13 protein-coding genes are annotated in these 15530 nt (G+C 61.2%); 2 read left to right on the top strand and 11 right to left on the bottom strand.

The features are described 5' to 3' along the window. Position 1: 1 nt before the first annotated feature. The 11 genes from BR41_RS11515 to tssB all read right to left on the bottom strand — a co-directional run bounded on the left by BR41_RS11515 (position 2) and on the right by tssB (position 12961). Positions 2-1054 carry a hypothetical protein gene (locus BR41_RS11515; protein WP_035056435.1) on the bottom strand — a complete coding sequence of 351 codons (1053 nt, stop codon included), beginning with the start codon at positions 1052-1054 and terminating at the stop codon, positions 2-4. A 66-nt stretch (positions 1055-1120) separates the two neighbouring features. Next, entirely contained in the window at positions 1121-2152 is a 1032-nt protein-coding gene (locus tag BR41_RS11510) for a hypothetical protein (RefSeq protein WP_035056433.1), read from the bottom strand. A gap of 101 nt (positions 2153-2253) precedes the next feature. Then, a complete protein-coding gene (locus BR41_RS11505) occupies positions 2254-3021 on the bottom strand; it encodes a hypothetical protein (protein WP_035056432.1) in 768 nt (255 codons plus the stop codon). Positions 3022-3078: 57 nt separating this feature from the next. After that, complete coding sequence (locus BR41_RS11500) at positions 3079-3534, bottom strand: putative adhesin (RefSeq protein ID WP_035056430.1); 456 nt, start codon at positions 3532-3534, stop codon at positions 3079-3081. Between the two features lie 26 nt (positions 3535-3560). After that, complete coding sequence (gene tssH / locus BR41_RS11495) at positions 3561-6119, bottom strand: type VI secretion system ATPase TssH (protein WP_211251726.1); 2559 nt, start codon at positions 6117-6119, stop codon at positions 3561-3563. A 205-nt stretch (positions 6120-6324) separates the two neighbouring features. Further along, entirely contained in the window at positions 6325-7374 is a 1050-nt protein-coding gene (tssG, locus tag BR41_RS11490; protein ID WP_051710758.1) for a type VI secretion system baseplate subunit TssG, read from the bottom strand. Between the two features lie 205 nt (positions 7375-7579). Beyond that, positions 7580-9385, bottom strand: coding sequence for a type VI secretion system baseplate subunit TssF (gene tssF / locus BR41_RS11480; protein WP_035056425.1), 1806 nt, complete (start codon positions 9383-9385; stop codon positions 7580-7582). Positions 9386-9709: 324 nt separating this feature from the next. Then, positions 9710-10180 (bottom strand): type VI secretion system baseplate subunit TssE, encoded by a 471-nt coding sequence (tssE, locus tag BR41_RS11475; protein ID WP_035056422.1) that lies wholly within the window; start codon positions 10178-10180, stop codon positions 9710-9712. Positions 10181-10195: 15 nt separating this feature from the next. Continuing rightward, positions 10196-10693 (bottom strand): Hcp family type VI secretion system effector, encoded by a 498-nt coding sequence (locus BR41_RS11470; RefSeq protein WP_035056420.1) that lies wholly within the window; start codon positions 10691-10693, stop codon positions 10196-10198. 167 nt (positions 10694-10860) lie between these two features. Continuing rightward, on the bottom strand, positions 10861-12342 hold the full coding sequence (gene tssC / locus BR41_RS11465) for a type VI secretion system contractile sheath large subunit (protein ID WP_035056417.1): 1482 nt from the start codon (positions 12340-12342) through the stop codon (positions 10861-10863). A gap of 79 nt (positions 12343-12421) precedes the next feature. Next, positions 12422-12961 carry a type VI secretion system contractile sheath small subunit gene (gene tssB / locus BR41_RS11460; RefSeq protein WP_035056416.1) on the bottom strand — a complete coding sequence of 180 codons (540 nt, stop codon included), beginning with the start codon at positions 12959-12961 and terminating at the stop codon, positions 12422-12424. Positions 12962-13271: 310 nt separating this feature from the next. Between tssB and BR41_RS11455 the strand changes: the two genes are divergently transcribed. Both BR41_RS11455 and tssK read left to right on the top strand, forming a co-directional pair. Then, the gene (locus BR41_RS11455) at positions 13272-13787 is read left to right on the top strand and encodes a hypothetical protein (RefSeq protein WP_211251725.1); all 516 of its coding nucleotides are present in this window, start codon (positions 13272-13274) and stop codon (positions 13785-13787) included. A gap of 199 nt (positions 13788-13986) precedes the next feature. Further along, positions 13987-15375: a type VI secretion system baseplate subunit TssK gene (gene tssK / locus BR41_RS11450; protein ID WP_051710756.1), complete on the top strand. Its 1389-nt coding sequence runs from the start codon at positions 13987-13989 to the stop codon at positions 15373-15375. Positions 15376-15530 lie beyond the last annotated feature (155 nt).

Below are 15530 nucleotides of genomic sequence, written 5' to 3'. Positions count from 1 at the left end.
ATCAGTTCGCTTCGGCGATCGCGCCTCCGCATTGCGTGCAATTGCGCCCTGCGCCAGCGCGCGGCAAAAGCATGCCGTGCAAATCACACCAAAGGGTTCCGCATGTCCCGCAGCGGTACCAGGCAGTCGCCGCGTGCGTTCGATTGCAGTACGGCTGACGACATTTGGCCTCTGCTGCCGGCGCACGCGGAATCGTGTCGATCACGTTGATATGGGTTTGCAGTAATCCAGTCAGGCCAATGCTGGCGAGTGGCATGTGCTCATCCCACATGACGTCGGTGGCGTGGCGGATCGTGAAATTCGGCACGGTCTGGATGTAATTGAGCACGTTGCCAGGCGGTACCCGCACGCCGATCCCCCAGTGATCCCAAGCAAACCAGCGGGACGTGCGCATATGCAGGGTATAGGTGTGCGCATCTCCGGGGCCGGCCGGAACCAAGCCATTCATCCGTGCGCAGATGCCCATCATGGCCTGTTTGAAGCGCGTTTTCTCGACGGTGGCCACGCCGGCGGCAGCGGCCCAGGCGGCCCTTGCGGTGGCTCTGGCTGCTATCACCGCCGGCACCGCCTCCATCGCGGTTTTTATCCTGGCCGCCCAGGCGGTTTTGACCGCCGCCGCTGCGTTCGCGGCGGGTTGGGGATCTGCTGCATACGCCACCACCCGCGCCGCTTCGAGGGCCGCTTCCAACGCCACGTCGGTGCCGCGTGCTGCTGCATCGGCTGCCCGGCAGGCGGCGATGTTGGCGCGCAAAATCACGAATTCCGCATCGCAGCCCGGGAATTGCGCATCGACATCGTTGATGTGGGTCGCGAGATCGAAGGTCGCGGCATCCGGGTTTTGCTCGTCGACCACAAGGTCGTTGCCGATAATCGCGTCATAGATGCTGCCGGCACTGTTGGCGTGTGCAAGGGAAAGAAAGCGGCCGGTCAAGGCCCAGCTCCAGCATGCGGCCGCATGCAGATCGCCCGCATGGGTGCCGGGGATGATGACTCCATCGCGGCTGGTGATATACGCGCCCAGCCTTCGCTTTTGATTGTCGGTCAACAAGGGCATGGTGATCGATCCTGCGCAAATTGTTTGTCAAAAGGAATGCTTGCCTGATGCGACTGCGCTGTCTGGCTACTGCGCAAGCTTTGCATAGTGCTCGGCACCGGATGGCATCACGGTGCGGTAATTGACGCCGCCGTTGGTGGTGAAAACATGGCCGCCCTCGTTCTCGAAGATCGAACTTTTATGGTCAGGGTTGTAACCCAGGTAAAGATGCGTGGGTACGGAGAGGGAGTCCGGAATTTTATAAGGCAGCACGGCCAGGCAATTGCCGGTGAAAATCGGAAATTCACCCTGAGTGGGTTTGGGCTTGAGCGTATTCGGGTCTGCTTCGATATGGGTCATTGCCCCGTAGAAATGCCGTAGCAGATTCAAGGTGCTGTTCTGGGCGCCCCACATTCTCATTTGTGCCGTGATTTGCTGATCGAAAACCGGGGTGCATTTTCGCTCTCTCAATAGCATCGAGCTAACGATCTTCTGCAGCGCTGTCTGGCTGATCCCTGCAAGCATCAGATGAACCTTGTTCGGGCGAAGCCCCGAACTCCAGACACTATTGAGCAGGTTGAATATCTGGGTGCCCGAATAGCTGGCGTCATCCACGTACAGCACGTCATAGGTATTGGCCTTCAAAGGAATCTTGCAGGCCTTTTCGGGGAGCGGTTTTGCGCTCAGCCCGAATCCGTGACCGGAGGGATTCATGCGCTTGTACAACTGGTCTTTCGACAGGGCTAGCCCGCCCAGCCATGCATCGCTTTTCCATTCCGAATTGAAAATCGGATAAATGGGCGTTTCGTCTTCCAGTTTCTTGCTGATTGCCTCTGCAACCTGCTGCGCAAAGACATCATGACCCTGATCCATTAGGGTATCTGTCCGCCAGACATCGCCCAGCGCCTGGCGCAACGTGTTTTCCCAGTTATTGTTTTGTTGAATGAGGGTGGAAATGGATGTTGCCCGTTGGTTATTGGGTACCAGGGCGGCCTGATTAATCCTTGATACCAGCCAGTCCGTGAAAACGTTGCTGCCATGAGAATGAACTTTGCCAAATGGGGTCATGCTGACCGTTTTGCTGCATTTCTTCAGTGCTTTCAGATCAACCAGATACATCGAAGAACTCCATGGCGTGCGTGGATAGTGATGGTTTCAAGCGTCTTGTTGACGGTCTTTTCGCATTCGTGAGCAAAGACCGTAAACCGGCTTTAAGCAAATCACATGAGAAGGCATTTCTCTTCCTTTTCTTCCGGCTTGTCTGACCAGCCGCTGCGCACCTCTTTTACGCCGTTATTGTATACATAGAATTTTTTATGTATTTTCAGTTCCGGCGTTTTGGATGGGAATTTATCTATGGATTCCACCATCTTGCGTCCATAATCATCGTTCTCGGTTTTGTGGAATATACTGACATAACTGTCATAGCCCGCCATGATTGGCGAGGTTCCCAGTTTGGAATGAATTGCTGTTGGCAGCATACTAATGAATAACGGATCGCCGCTGCTATCGCCGGATATGCCGCACATCAGCAAACACAGTTTGCGGATGTTTCTGATACCGAGTTCGTAAAGGAGATTGGCGATCGCCGAGGCCATATCGCTCATTTTCCAACCATCCACGCGCATGGCGCTGCCTTGGCCGCCGAAAATGGTCGGTCGATTTCCGTGGCCATGGCAAATGATATAAACCCCGACGTTGTTTGACTCTGCCACCGCCTGTTCAACCTTGCCATCGACCAGCGCATTGCCAATCTCGCATTGATAGTCGAGGGTGTTGTTATGCGTGAAATTTGATTTCAGTGGGTCGTCCAGCGTGCCGGATTTCTTGAAATTGTTGTGCCAAACAGTGATGACCCGGCAACTCTGTGGCGTGGATTTCCGCTGTGCATATTTATGGTGGAGTGCCCTTGCGCCCCTCATTGTTTCAGGGTCGCCCTTTTCGCCTTGTTTTGGAAAAGCAATAATCAATACATGATCGACGATCATGGCGAATTGCCCTTGATTGTTCCATTGCTTTTCTCATTCATTCCAATACCCCCTTCGCTAGATGATCTGCATGCCTCGGCAGCCCAGCCAGATGATGTATTTATTGGGGAAGGTGTCCACGACGGTGGATAAGGTCACGCCGTATTTCGAATCCGTCGTCACGATCGGGATCGCCTTGTTCTTGCGGTTGGCAGATTCAAATGCCGCGCGAACGTTGCCAAGATGTTCAGGCGCGCGCAGCAAGGTGAGGTTCTGTACCGATTTGAATTCGGGGGTGATGTTTTCGGGCGTTTCGAGATCTTCGATGTCCCAGATCATGTTCTTGGCACGCTGAGCGTTCATGTTCTCGCCGGCATCGTTGTAGAAGCCCACCTGTGAGCCCTTGGGTAGGCTGACGTAGCCGTCGTTGACGCCCCAGACCGAATGGCCGAAGACAAAGATCATCAGGCCGCGCGACCAGTCTCGTTTCGGGCTGGCCAGCCAGAGCCCATGCTTTTTGGGTACGCCTAACACTTTTCAATCTCCTTATCCTGATTGGCTTATTCCAACACCCACTCCGCCAATTTCCCCACCACTTCCGCCATCAATACGTTATCCACATCCCGTGCGCCGGCCGCCCGGCAACGCGCCAATACCGCACTGACAATGCCGGGCTCGAATTCGAATTTCTTGCCGGTGGCATCCATATAGCGCTGCTTTAATTTCTCCAGTTTCGCTTTGACGATATCGCCCAATATCGCGTCATCCAGCCCGCGATAGGGCACCACGGTCATGCGGGCGAGGAAGGCGGCGCGAAAGGCGCGGTGCAGTTCGTCGCGCAATTGATCGGTAAATTTGTCGCTGGCGAGGGTGTCCGGCGTGGCGTCGATGATGAGTTCCGCGCCGACATTGCTGGTGGCGAGGATGACGGTGTTCTTGAAATCCACCACCAGTCCGGTGCCGTCTTCCATCACGCCTTTGTCGAACACGTTGTAGAAGGCTTCCAGCACATCCGGGTGGGCCTTTTCGATTTCATCCAGCAGCACCACGCTGTAGGGCTTGCGGCGCACGGCTTCGGTCAGCACGCCGCCGGTGCCGTAACCCACGTAGCCGGGGGGCGCGCCCTTGAGCTGGCTGACGGTGTGCGCCTCCTGGTATTCAGAAAGATTGATGGTGACCAGATTGCGCTCGCCGCCGTACAGCGCATCCGCCAGCGCATAGGCGGTCTCGGTCTTGCCGACGCCGGTCGGGCCGACCAGCAGGAAGACGCCGACCGGTTTGCCGGGGTCGGTGAGGCCGGCGCGGTAGGCCTGGATGCGCTGGGCGATGCGGGCCAGCGCCACGTCTTGGCCGATCACGCGCTGGACCATGCGTTGCGCCAGCGTGCGCACGGCGTGGATTTCGTCGGCGAGCATCTTGCCGACGGGGATGCCGGTCCAGCCGGCGATGACGGCGGCGACGATCTTGGAATCGACGTTCTCCGGCACCATCGGGTCGTCCTGGCGGATGGCATCGAGGCCGGTTTCGAGTCGTGCCAGCTGGCCGGCGAGTTTTTCGATCTCGCGATCCAGCTTGGGGTCGGGCGCATCGTGGGTCTGGGTATCGGCCAGCTCGAGCAAATCCTTGCGGACACGCAGGATTTCCTGCACCGCTTCCAGCTCTTCACGCCAGCGCGTTTCCAGCTCGTTGAGGGTGATGGTGTTGGCTTCGTTTTCAGTTTCGATCACGGCGATGCGCAGGCTGTGATCCAGCCCGGTGGCTTGCTCGCGCTTGAGGCGAGTGAGTTCTTCCAGCAAGGCCGCCTGCTGGTGGCGCACGCTTTCCAGTTGCGGCGGGATATCGTGCTGCGCGAGCGAGACGCGGGCGCAGGCGGTGTCGAGCACGCTGATGGCTTTGTCCGGCAACTGGCGGCCGGAGATATAGCGGTGCGACAGCTTGACCGCATCGCGGATGGCGGCATCGAGCACGCGCACGCCGTGGTGCACTTCCAGCTTGGCGGCTACGCCGCGCAGCATCTCGACGGCGGTGTCTTCATCCGGTTCTTCCACCTGCACGAGCTGGAAGCGCCGCGCCAGTGCCGGGTCTTTCTCGAAGTATTTTTTATATTCCAGCCAGGTGGTGGCAGCGATGGTGCGCAGCTCGCCGCGGGCCAAGGCCGGCTTGAGCAGGTTGGCGGCGTCGCTTTGGCCTTCGCCCGCGCCGGCACCGATCATGGTGTGCGCTTCGTCGATGAACAGGATCACCGGTTTTTCCGAGCGCTTCACCTCGTCGATCACGCCTTTGAGGCGCTGCTCGAACTCGCCTTTGACGCCCGCACCAGCTTGCAGGAGGCCAAGGTCGAGCACGCGTAGCGATACATCCTTGAGTGGTGGTGGCACATCGCCAGCGGCAATGCGCAGCGCCAAGCCTTCGACCACCGCCGTTTTGCCCACGCCGGGTGCGCCAACCAGAATCGGGTTGTTCTGCCGCCGCCGCAGCAGGATGTCGATGGTCTGGCGGATTTCGTTATCGCGCCCGACGATGGGGTCGATGCGGCCGTTGATGGCGTCTTCGGTCAGGTCTTGCGTGTATTGGTCGAGCGTGGGCGAGGTGTTGGTTTCGCCGCTGCGGGAGGGTGTCGCGGCTGGCGCGGTGGCCGCTGCCGGGGTTTCGCACGACTGTGCCGTCCATTCCGTCAGATTGGTGCGCAAGGCATCACGCGGGATTTTGAGCAGCGACGATGCACCGTTCAGCAACAGGTTGCGTAGCTCATCGCGCTCGATCAGCGCCAGCAGCAGCAGGCCGGAGCGGATCGATTTTTCCTGCCGCATGGTGGCGGAAACGAGGGCGTCTTGCAGCAGCGTCACGGTCTGGTTGGAGAACGCCGGCGTGCGCGTGCTGCCGCGCTTGAACAGCTCCAGCGCCTTGTTGATCTCGCCACTGAGCGCGTCACGTTCCAGACCGAAACGGGGCAGCAGCCACGCCAGGTCGCCGCCTTCGATTTCCAGCAGCTCCAGCAATACGTGTTCGATTTCGATGTAGTAATGCGCCCGCTGCAGGCAGCGCTTGGCCGACCGCTCGAAGGCGTCACGGCATTGCGGGTTGAGACGGGCGATCAGTGCGCCGAGGTCGATGCTCATGGGGGCGTCACCTTGCCTAAGAGCCTGTGCAAAGTCTCGCAAACCGCCAACTTGAAGCGCTGCGGGGTTTTACCTCCCCCTTTTCGAAGGGGGATTGAGGGGGATTTCGACGCAGGTAGATGTTGAGATGGCGCAGAAATCCCCCCTAGCCCCCCTTCGTAAAGGGGGGAATAACAATGCTGGGTGTTGTGTCCTTCACGCGTATTCATGTCGGTTCTTTCGCCGCCACCAACGTCGTATCAATCCGCCGTTCCCCCTCTTGCCGCCCGAGCCAGCTACCCCAGCTCAGGCGTGGCGGGTCGGTGCGGTTCAGGCTGGCCGGGCGGGCTTCGCCGTCGGGCAGCAGCAGGGTGAGGTTGCAACGCAGATCCGGCCCGAAGTAGAACGCCGCCAACGCCACGAGGGCGGTGTAGGGCGTGCCGCCGGGCAGGAAGTCGCGGCAACGCGCTTGCGACATCGGGCCGAGCGTGATGCGGATGCCGGCGTGTTCATCCCACACCCGGCGGCCGGCTACGGCGTTGCGGCCGAGCGAGCGGTTGCGGCCATGCTGGCCTAGCGTGCTGCGGCTAACTGGAGGAATGTCGCGCCAACCGCCTTCGAACTGGCTGAGTCTCACTGCCACACCAAAATGATTGCGCACGATGACTTCGAATCCGGCCAGCGAACGGCGTTGATTGGCGAACAAGGCCGTGCGCGCCAGGATGGCGGCGTCCGGTACGTCCTGCCGGTCTTGCAGCGGGCGTGGCAGCAGGCCGACCAGACTTTGCAGCATGCGATAAGCCGGGCTTTGCGCGGGTGGGGCGAAGCTGGGCGCGACGCGGTATTTGCAGCGGGCGCGGTAGAGCAACGACAGCAAGCGATGCTGGAACAGATCGAGAAACTCGGCCGGGCCGTGATCCTTGCGCAGCGCACGCAGCTGCAGCCATTCCTGATAGGCGTAGGGCAGGGGGCCATCCGGCCCGCCAAGGCCGAACAGCTGCGCGGTCAGCACGGGCGCTTTGCCGTCGATGCCGCGTTCGAGTTTGCTGAGCGCGCTGACGGCGAAGACGGGCGACAGTGGCCCGCGCAGGCGAACGGCCTCGCGGCGTGGGTCGATGCCGGTGCCGAGTGGTGTGGCCTCTGGGCGCATCCGTTCCAGCAGCATCAGCGCCTGTGTGAATTCGAACGCCTGCGGTTCTTTGAACAGGCGCTCGCCAACGGGGATGGGCTTGGTGCGGGGCGGATCGTGTTCGGTGAGGGGGGCGTGGTCAGTCATGAGCAGCGGCCCTTGTCGTTGTTCCCCCCTTTGCGAAGGGGGGCTAGGGGGGATTTCTGCATCATCTCAACTTGAAATGAGGTCGAAATCCCCCTCGATCCCCCTTCGAGGAAGGGGGAGGCGAAATTGGACATAGTCGTGGTCATGCAAACGGTTTTCTCCCGGTCGCGGGTGAGAGAGTAGAAGCCTCTCTTCAGCTCGCCCCTCACAACACCAGCGGCTGACCAACCAGTGGTTGCCATGTCTTGATCTCCCGATCTGGTGTCTCTAGCACGGTGCGAATAAAGCGGTTGGCGTTGGCGTAGAGCGAGAAGAAATGCGCCAGCACACCGGAAAACAGCACCGGGCTGCCGCCGACGAAATGCTGGGCGTCGATGGTCAGCCGCACTTCCAGCCCGTTGCGCCAGCCACGCCAGGCATCGCGGCCGACGTGGTCGACCACGCGTTCGCTCGATAGCTTGGCGATGCCGTCGATCTGGCGGCGGGCGGCGGCTTCGTCGGTCAGGTTGTGCAGGGCGAGGATTTCCTGCAGCGCGGCCAGTGCCTGTTCGCCTTCGACCAGCGACAGGTGGTTGAGCGAGAGCTGCGAGATCAGCTTCCAGCGCGAGGCACCGCCCAGCGGCGGCATGGTTTGCGGGCGCGGCGGGCGCAGCAGGCTGATCCGTGCCACCGGGCCGGGGAGTTCGAACGACAGCCGTGAGCCGGGGGGCAGGCTTTCCGCCAGCGAGCGGTTGGTGCATAGCAGCTCTGCGGTCAGCGTTTTGGCCGGCGCGTCGGCCGGGTTGAAATGGGTGTCGACCAGCGTGAGCAGCATGTCGCTGCCGCGGCGGTTCGGCGTCAGGCCGTTCACGCGGCGGGCGTGCCAGTACAGACCGCTGGCCGCGCTGTGCGAATGGCTGCCATGCATGAGCGCGAAATAGGGCGGCACGATGGTCGCGCCCTTGTCGGTGCCGGCCCGCAGTGCGCGGATGGCGTAGATCTCGACGCTGTTCTCGCGGTAGGCGTCGGCAATGACGCGGTATTCGCTGCGGGTGCTGTCCGGTCGCAACGGTTCGGACGTGCGCGGGAACAGGTTGACCACCGGCACGCAGCCCAGCTCGAAATCTTCGCGCTGCACGCTGATCCGGCCAGCCGGCGCTTGATCGAAGGGGATGACGATGTCGAGCGTGTCGGTCGCATCGGCCGGTACCCGCACCGGGATATCGAAAAAGGCGAATTTTTCCGGGCAGGCAAAGTATTCGACCAGCAGGCGATAGGCCGGATGCTGGCCATCTTCGGGGGGCAGGAGTGCTTCGGTCGGGTCGAAACCCACCGGTTGCGGCAAGCCGCCCGGCACGGGGCGAATCGGTGTGCCCGGCACAGAACAGGCGACGAGCATGGCATGCGCGGCGAGCAGGTCGTACAAGCCGGCGGCCGTTACTGCTGTGCCGGACAAGTGCACGCGCAAAGTCTGGATCGGCAGCGCCGGCCAGTGATCCTTGCCGATGCAGCGCACGGTGAGCTTGAGCGCGGCGCGAGCCTGGCGCAGACCGGTGAGGTTTTGCGCTTCTTCGGCCGGCAGGAACTCGGCATCTTCGATGGCCAGCGGCCACAGCGTGGCGGGCGCGGTGGTGCGGAAGTGGATCGTCTCGCCCTTGGTGGTGGTGATGAACAGGGGGGTATCGCGGGCGATGGTATAGCCGGCGGCGACGTTGCCCTTGGTCGGGTCGGGCTCGAACACGGCGATGGCGCACGACGGCATCGGCCGCATGGCGTGCGGGTAGAGCTGTTCGAGCAGCGCATCGGTCAGTTCGGAATAGTCGTCATCCAGCCGGCGCTGCAGACGGGCGCTCAGGAGCGCGAAGCCTTCCAGCAAGCGCTCGACATGCGGATCGGGGCATTCGCCATCGACCAGTTCCAGCCGGCGGGCGATCTTGGGGTAACGCTCGGCAAAGGCGGAACCGGCGTGGCGCAGATAGCTCAGTTCGCGCTGGTAGTAGTCGAGGAGATGGCTGTCGATGGAGTCGGTCATGGGTGACCTTTTTGCTGTTGTATGAGGGGCTTCTTGGTGTGGTTGGTGGCTATTTGTGGCGTCGTCGAAATCCCCCCTAGCCCCCCTTCGGGGAAGGGGGGGATAGAGGCATCAAGTATTCGTCGGTAGCGGCTGAACGACCCATCGAAGCCATCAAGGCAAAATGGCTTCCTGCCGTTCATTGGTAGCCACGCGGCTGTTCCCCCCTTCTCCGAAGGGGGGCTAGGGGGGATTTCGACGCAAATAGAGTGTTTGATGCCGCTAAATTCAGCCACGATCAACAACTTGGATTCGTAAGGCGCTTCTCGTCCCGGCGTCCGCAACTCACTCCTCCACATACCCAACCCCCGCACTCCCTTCCACCAGCTCCGCCACAAATACGGCCGGCCAGCGTACGTTGCCGGCCTGTAGCACGCCGCTGATGCGCACGCGCAGCGCCTGGCGGCGGGTGTCGATCGGGTCGACGGTGACGTTGACTTGTGTCAGGCGGGGTTCGAAGTAGCCGATGGCAAGTCGGATATCCCATGCCAGGTGTTTGCGATCTTCGGCACGGTCGGCGTAGAGGGCGCTCCAGTCGGGCACGCCGTAGTCGATCACGGTGGGCGTTTTCAGGTAGGAGGAAGTGGCACGGCGGGTGTTGAGCAGGCGTGACAGCTCCGCGCCGACCGATTCGATCAGGGCGTCGCGGTCATGGGTGCGGACAGGCTCCAACTCCGACGACGAAAACGGATCGTCGTCGGTGAGCCGATCGAAAAGAACGGCGCGGGTGAGGCCCGCGCCGGCATTGCGATGCATGGCTGCGGCGCAGCGTTACTTGACGAGCTTGTTGGCGGCCAGATCCCACGTGGACGCGGCGGTGCCTTCCTTGCTGCCGTCGGTCTTTTGCGAGGTCAGTTCCCACTTGATCTTGGTGAAGTTCAGCGAGAGCGTTTCCACCGGCTTGCCACCCGCGCCGCCGCTGACGCTGACGTTCGAGAAGATCACGTTGGTGAGGGTGTAGACGATGTACGGCATGATCTTGCCGTCGCCTTCCGCCGCGTTACGGCCGATGGTGATCTTGACCTCGGGCAGGTCTTTACCGGCGCAGCAGAACTCGTTCAGCGTCGGGGTGGATTTGTCGACGAACTTGGTGACGGTGAATTCGCCGATGTGCGGCTTGCCGGAAGTCCGCTCGGTGTTGCTGACGTCGTTGGTGACTTGCATCGCGACGTTGTGGCTGTAGGACATCACTTCGATTTTGTCGGTGTAGCCTTCCAGCGTGCATTCGCCTTTGATATCGCTACCAAGGTCAAGAATGATTGCATCCATTTATGGAACTCCTGATTCGTTAGGCTTGGCTGCTTGGGCAGCCGTAAACATGTTGGGTTGGTGCAAGGCCGTGAGGCACTACGCGGATGTATATCGGTACGCGCTGACTCAGTCCCCTCTCCCACACAGTGGGCGAGGGGAGCACCAGGCGTTGAATTTCAGTCAGATCAAGCCGCAGCCGGCGGCGGCAGTGACGCCACCAGACGGATCGACGCGGTCAGCTCTTCCAGCTGGAAGTGCGGGCGCAGGAACACCGTGGCGCGGTAGGCGCCCGGTTTGCCCGGTACTTCGGTCACGTCCACGCGGGCTTCACGCAACGGGTATTGCGCCTTGATCTCTTGCGGCGCGTTGTCGTTGACCAGCACGTAGTCGGCGATCCAGCTGTTGAGGTAGGTCTGCACGTTGTCACGCGTCATGAAGCTGCCGATCTTGTCGCGCATGATCACCTTGATGTAGTGCGCGAACCGCGAGGCGGCGAGCACGTACGGCAACATGGCGGAGATCCGCGCATTGGCGTTGGCTTCGTGGGTGTTGTAGGTCTTGGCGAGGTTGGTGGTCTGGCCGCCGAAGAACACGGCGAGGTCACTGTTCTTCTTGTGGCACAGGGCCATGAAGCCGAGCGTATCCAGCTCTTTTTCACGACGGTCGGTGATGGCGATTTCGGTCGGGCACTTGAGGGCGATATCGCCCGATGCCGTGCCGAAGGTGTGGGCCGGCAAGCCTTCCACCGCACCGCCGCCTTCCACGCCGCGAATCGCGGCACACCAGCCGTACTTGGCAAACGCTTCGGTCACGCGCTGGCCGAGTGCATAAGCGGCGTTGCCCCACAGGTATTTGCTGTGATCGGCGCCGTTCACGTCTTCCACGTAGTTCATGCCTTCGGTCGGCAGGGTGTCCGGGCCGTACGGCAGGCGCATCAGCACATGCGGCAGCACCAGCGACACGTAGCGTGAGTCTTCGGTGGCGCGGAACGAACGCCACTTGATCAGCTCGTTGCTCTCGAACACCTTGGCCAGATCGCGCGGGGTAGCCAGTTCGGTGAAGCTTTGCATGTCGAACAGGCGCGGGCTGGCAGCCGCAATGAACGGTGCATGTGCGGCAGCGGCCACGTTGGAGAGTTTTTCCAGCAGCGCCACGTCTTGCGGGTGACGGCCGAACTCGTAATCGCCCACCAGCACGCTGTATGGATGGCCGCCGAAGGTGCCGTATTCCTCTTCGTACAGTTTCTTGAACAGGGCGCTCTGGTCGAATTCGACGGCTTTTTCCAGATCGTTCAGCAGGTCTTTCTTCGAGACGTTGAGCAGGCGCAGTTTCAGGCGGGTGCTGGTCTCGGTGTTCATCACCATGAAATGCAGGCCGCGCCACGAGGCTTCGAGCTGCTGTACTTCCGGGTGATGCAGGATCTGGTTCAGCTGCTTGCTGATCAGCTCGTCGATCTGCGAGATGCGGTGGTTGATCATCGCCACCGTGTCTTTGTCGATGGCCATGCCTTCATCCAGCACCTGAATCGCGAATTCGGACAGCAAGTCCTGCGCGTATTTCTGCTGGGTTTCGTCATGGGCCATGCGGCCTTCTTGAATGATGCGATCGAGCAGCGTCAGCGATACCGTTTCTGCGCCGCCGGCCGCGCTTGCTTGGGGTTCAGCCATGGTGTTTCTCCGCGAGGGTCCGATCGGAGGGTGATCCGACGGGAATCAATGTGAGGTCAGTTGAGGATGGGCGGGCCGATCAGGACGCCGGGGCTGCTTCGGCAGCGGGCGCTTCAGCGGCGGCTTCTTCCGGGCGGGCAGCTTTGATCTCTTGCAGCCCTTCGGTGTTCGCCACGACTTCCTGCAGCAGCTTGTCCAGCTCGTCGTTGCCGTCGAGCTTGGTCAAGAGGTCGCGCAGGCGCTGGCGGGCTTCGAACAGGCGCTCCAGCGGCTTGACTTGCTGCACGATGCTGACCGGGTCGAAGTGCTCGAACTTGGAGAACTTCAGCTCGACATTGAGCTTGCTGCCGTCGTCCGAAATCGCGTTGTCCACCTGCACGGCGAGGCGCGGTGCGATGGAGGCGAGTACGTCGTTGAAGTTGTCGCGGTCGATCTCGACAAAGCGGCGCTCGCCGACCTTGGGCAGCGGCGTTTCCGGCTTGCCGGAGAGGTCGGCCATGATGCCGACCACTAGTGGCAATTCCTTCTTTTCGATGGCGTTGCCGATTTCGACGTCGTAAGTGATTTGCACGCGTGGGGGACGGATCCGGTCCAGCTTGTGCTGTGTGCTTTCAGCCATGTTGACCTCATGAGTGGGGTTGATACGAGTGAGTGATCGGCATCCATCTCGCGTTGGGCGGCGAACGCCTTGCGTTGAGCCGGTTCAATGTGCATCCCTGCTTGAAAGGAGTGCCATGTTGGCCCGCGCTCTGGCATGCTTGTGTCATGTAAGATATCGCGTCTGTTGAATCTAGACCAGAGTTTGAAAAAAGCAAAAGTTATATGTTTTAAATAGGACGAATATGATTTATAGCTTTCTTTGGCCGATAGAATTTGCCGGGGCGCGGACGATTTGCTATGACTTTTGCATCGAGTGAACGAGTGGTTTTGTGAACAGGATCAAGATTTGGCCCCCCGGCAGCGGCGGTTGGACGCGCCGGGCGGCCTCGCTGACGCTGCTGTTCGGCATCGTCATGGGGCTTTTCGCGCTGAACGGCTGCTCGACGTTTTCATCGTCGGTGAAGCTCAAGTCCGTGACGCTGGATGTGGTTTCGCAAGCCAATGACGACACGCCGATCGCGGTCGATTTCGCGGTGGTGAACGATGCCGAGTTGTTGAAGCTGTTGCAGAGCCTGCCGGCCGGCAAATGGTTCGAGCAGCGCGACCAGTTCCTGCGCGATTACCCGCTGACGCTGAAGATCTGGAGCCACGAGCTGGTGCCGTCTCAGCACGTCGAAGTCGCCAAAGTGCCCATCGCCGGGGAATCCGCCGTGGGCTTGCTGGTCTTCGCCGGCTACGCCGGGCCGGGCGCGCATCGCTTGAATCTGGGCGTACGCAAGACGGCGTGGCTGCGGTTCGAGAGCAAGGATGTAAGGTTGGTCGAAGACGCGGAAGCCGCGAAGTAATGCGCCGCGCAGTACGCGCGAAGAATGTGAAACCTGTAGGCAAGCGTCAGTTTTCGCTTGCGGGATGAAGCCCATGCGGCGGGTTACGCAGCAAACTGCTAACCCGCCCTACGACGGCAACGGGATGGCAACAATCAAATGTAGGACGGGTTAGGCGCCAGCCGTAACCCGCCATTGCAAGAAGAGCAAGGGGAGCAGTTTGAGCACAGTTCCAGATGCAATCTGCTGGCATGAAGGCATGCAGCTGTTGCCGCAGCATTTCCAGTTGCAGTCGCTGCGGGCAGAAGGGGTGGCGGCGAATCACGCCGCTGCGGGGCAGCCGTATTACTGGGGCGTGCTGGATCTCGATATCGACGAATCGGCGCTGATCGGCGGGCTGGTGCGTATCTCGGCGCTGGAGGCGATCCTGCCGGATGGCCTGTTGGTCAATCACGACCCGGCGCTGGGTGGCGCGCTCGAACTGAATGTGGTCGAGGCGATTGCCGCCGCGCCGAATCGCACCGTCACGGTCTATCTGGCGGTGCCGCCGCTCTACCGGGCAGGCCGGCTCGATCCGGTTGCCAGTCGTTATGTCTCCGCAGTGGGCGAGGCAACGCCCGATCTGGCCAGCGGCGAGGGCGCTGCCAGCCTCACGGTCTGGCGTCCGGCGTTGCGACTGGTGGTCGATAGCGGCAAGGCCGATCTGGTGTGCGTGCCGTTGCTGCGCGTTGGTCAGCAAGGCGGCGGCTTCACCCGCCAGCCCTATGTGGCCCCTTGTCCGCGTGCCCTGCCGGAGTCCGTATTGGGGCGCAAGGTAGCAAATCTATGCGCCAAGGTGCGTGAGAAATGCGTGTTCCTCTCCGGCCGTTTGCGGCAGGCCAAGCAGGCCGGCAACGAAGACGACATCGAAGAAATCAATCGCCAGCTGACCGCGCTATGGGCGCGTTTGCCCGAGGTGGAAGCGGCGCTTGGCACGCGTTCCGTGCACCCGTCGGCACTGTATCTGACGCTGGCCGGCATGGCCGGCGCGTTGTCCGCGCTTGATCCGGGCGCGGGCGTGCCGGTGTTCCGCGCGTTTGATTATCTCGATTTGCTGGCGAGTTTCGATGACGTGATCCAGTGGTTGTCGATCTCGCTGGATCGTGTGCGCGCTGGTTACCACACCTATCCGTTCGGCCGCGACAGCACTGGCTTCTGGCTCGATCTGCCGGCGCTGGATTTGACCGAATACTGCGACGGCAATGGCCGCCTGGTGGTGGGCTTGCGCATGCCCAACGGCGCCGGCGAGCAAGCGGCCGCCGAGTGGCTGTCGCGAGCGATCATCGCCTCCGAACCGCATATCGCTACCCTCGTGCGGCAGCGGATGCGCGGCATGCCGTATCAAGCGATGGATCGGGCCGAGCAGGTCAGTTACAGCGTCGGCGAGGAAACGCGCTTGTTCGTGTTGACGGCGCAAGGCGAGTGGTTCGACGCGGCCCAGCGCTTGCGCATCGCCATGCCCAATGGCGGCGCGAGCGCCGAGCCGTGGGAAGTGGTGCTGTTTGTGCAGGATAGTGAGGCGGGCATTCCCGTGCTGAGCGACGGGGCAGTGGAGGCTGGTCGTGGTTGAGCTGATCATCTGTTCAAAATCTCCCGAACCAGTTGCCCAGAGCGCAGCAGCTTTTTACTTCCCCCTTTTTGAAGGGGGATTGAGGGGGATTTCGACGTCATTGCAAGTTGATATGCCGCAGAAATCCCCCCTAGCCCCCCTTCAAAAAGTGGGGG

Source organism: Andreprevotia chitinilytica DSM 18519, from assembly GCF_000711875.1.
Lineage (GTDB): Bacteria > Pseudomonadota > Gammaproteobacteria > Burkholderiales > Chitinibacteraceae > Andreprevotia > Andreprevotia chitinilytica.
Note: the sequence above shows the minus strand (reverse complement) of the source record. Positions and strands in the feature narration are given on the sequence as shown.

Excerpts from the sequence above, each read along its gene's own strand:
- tssF (WP_035056425.1), bottom strand. The coding sequence starts at position 9,385 with ATGACCGACTCCATCGACAGCCATCTCCTCGACTACTACCAGCGCGAA.
- tssE (WP_035056422.1), bottom strand. The coding sequence starts at position 10,180 with ATGCATCGCAATGCCGGCGCGGGCCTCACCCGCGCCGTTCTTTTCGAT.
- BR41_RS11470 (WP_035056420.1), bottom strand. The coding sequence starts at position 10,693 with ATGGATGCAATCATTCTTGACCTTGGTAGCGATATCAAAGGCGAATGC.
- BR41_RS11505 (WP_035056432.1), bottom strand. The coding sequence starts at position 3,021 with ATGATCGTCGATCATGTATTGATTATTGCTTTTCCAAAACAAGGCGAA.
- BR41_RS11515 (WP_035056435.1), bottom strand. The coding sequence starts at position 1,054 with ATGCCCTTGTTGACCGACAATCAAAAGCGAAGGCTGGGCGCGTATATC.
- tssG (WP_051710758.1), bottom strand. The coding sequence starts at position 7,374 with ATGACTGACCACGCCCCCCTCACCGAACACGATCCGCCCCGCACCAAG.
- tssC (WP_035056417.1), bottom strand. The coding sequence starts at position 12,342 with ATGGCTGAACCCCAAGCAAGCGCGGCCGGCGGCGCAGAAACGGTATCG.
- tssB (WP_035056416.1), bottom strand. The coding sequence starts at position 12,961 with ATGGCTGAAAGCACACAGCACAAGCTGGACCGGATCCGTCCCCCACGC.
- tssH (WP_211251726.1), bottom strand. The coding sequence starts at position 6,119 with ATGAGCATCGACCTCGGCGCACTGATCGCCCGTCTCAACCCGCAATGC.
- BR41_RS11510 (WP_035056433.1), bottom strand. The coding sequence starts at position 2,152 with ATGTATCTGGTTGATCTGAAAGCACTGAAGAAATGCAGCAAAACGGTC.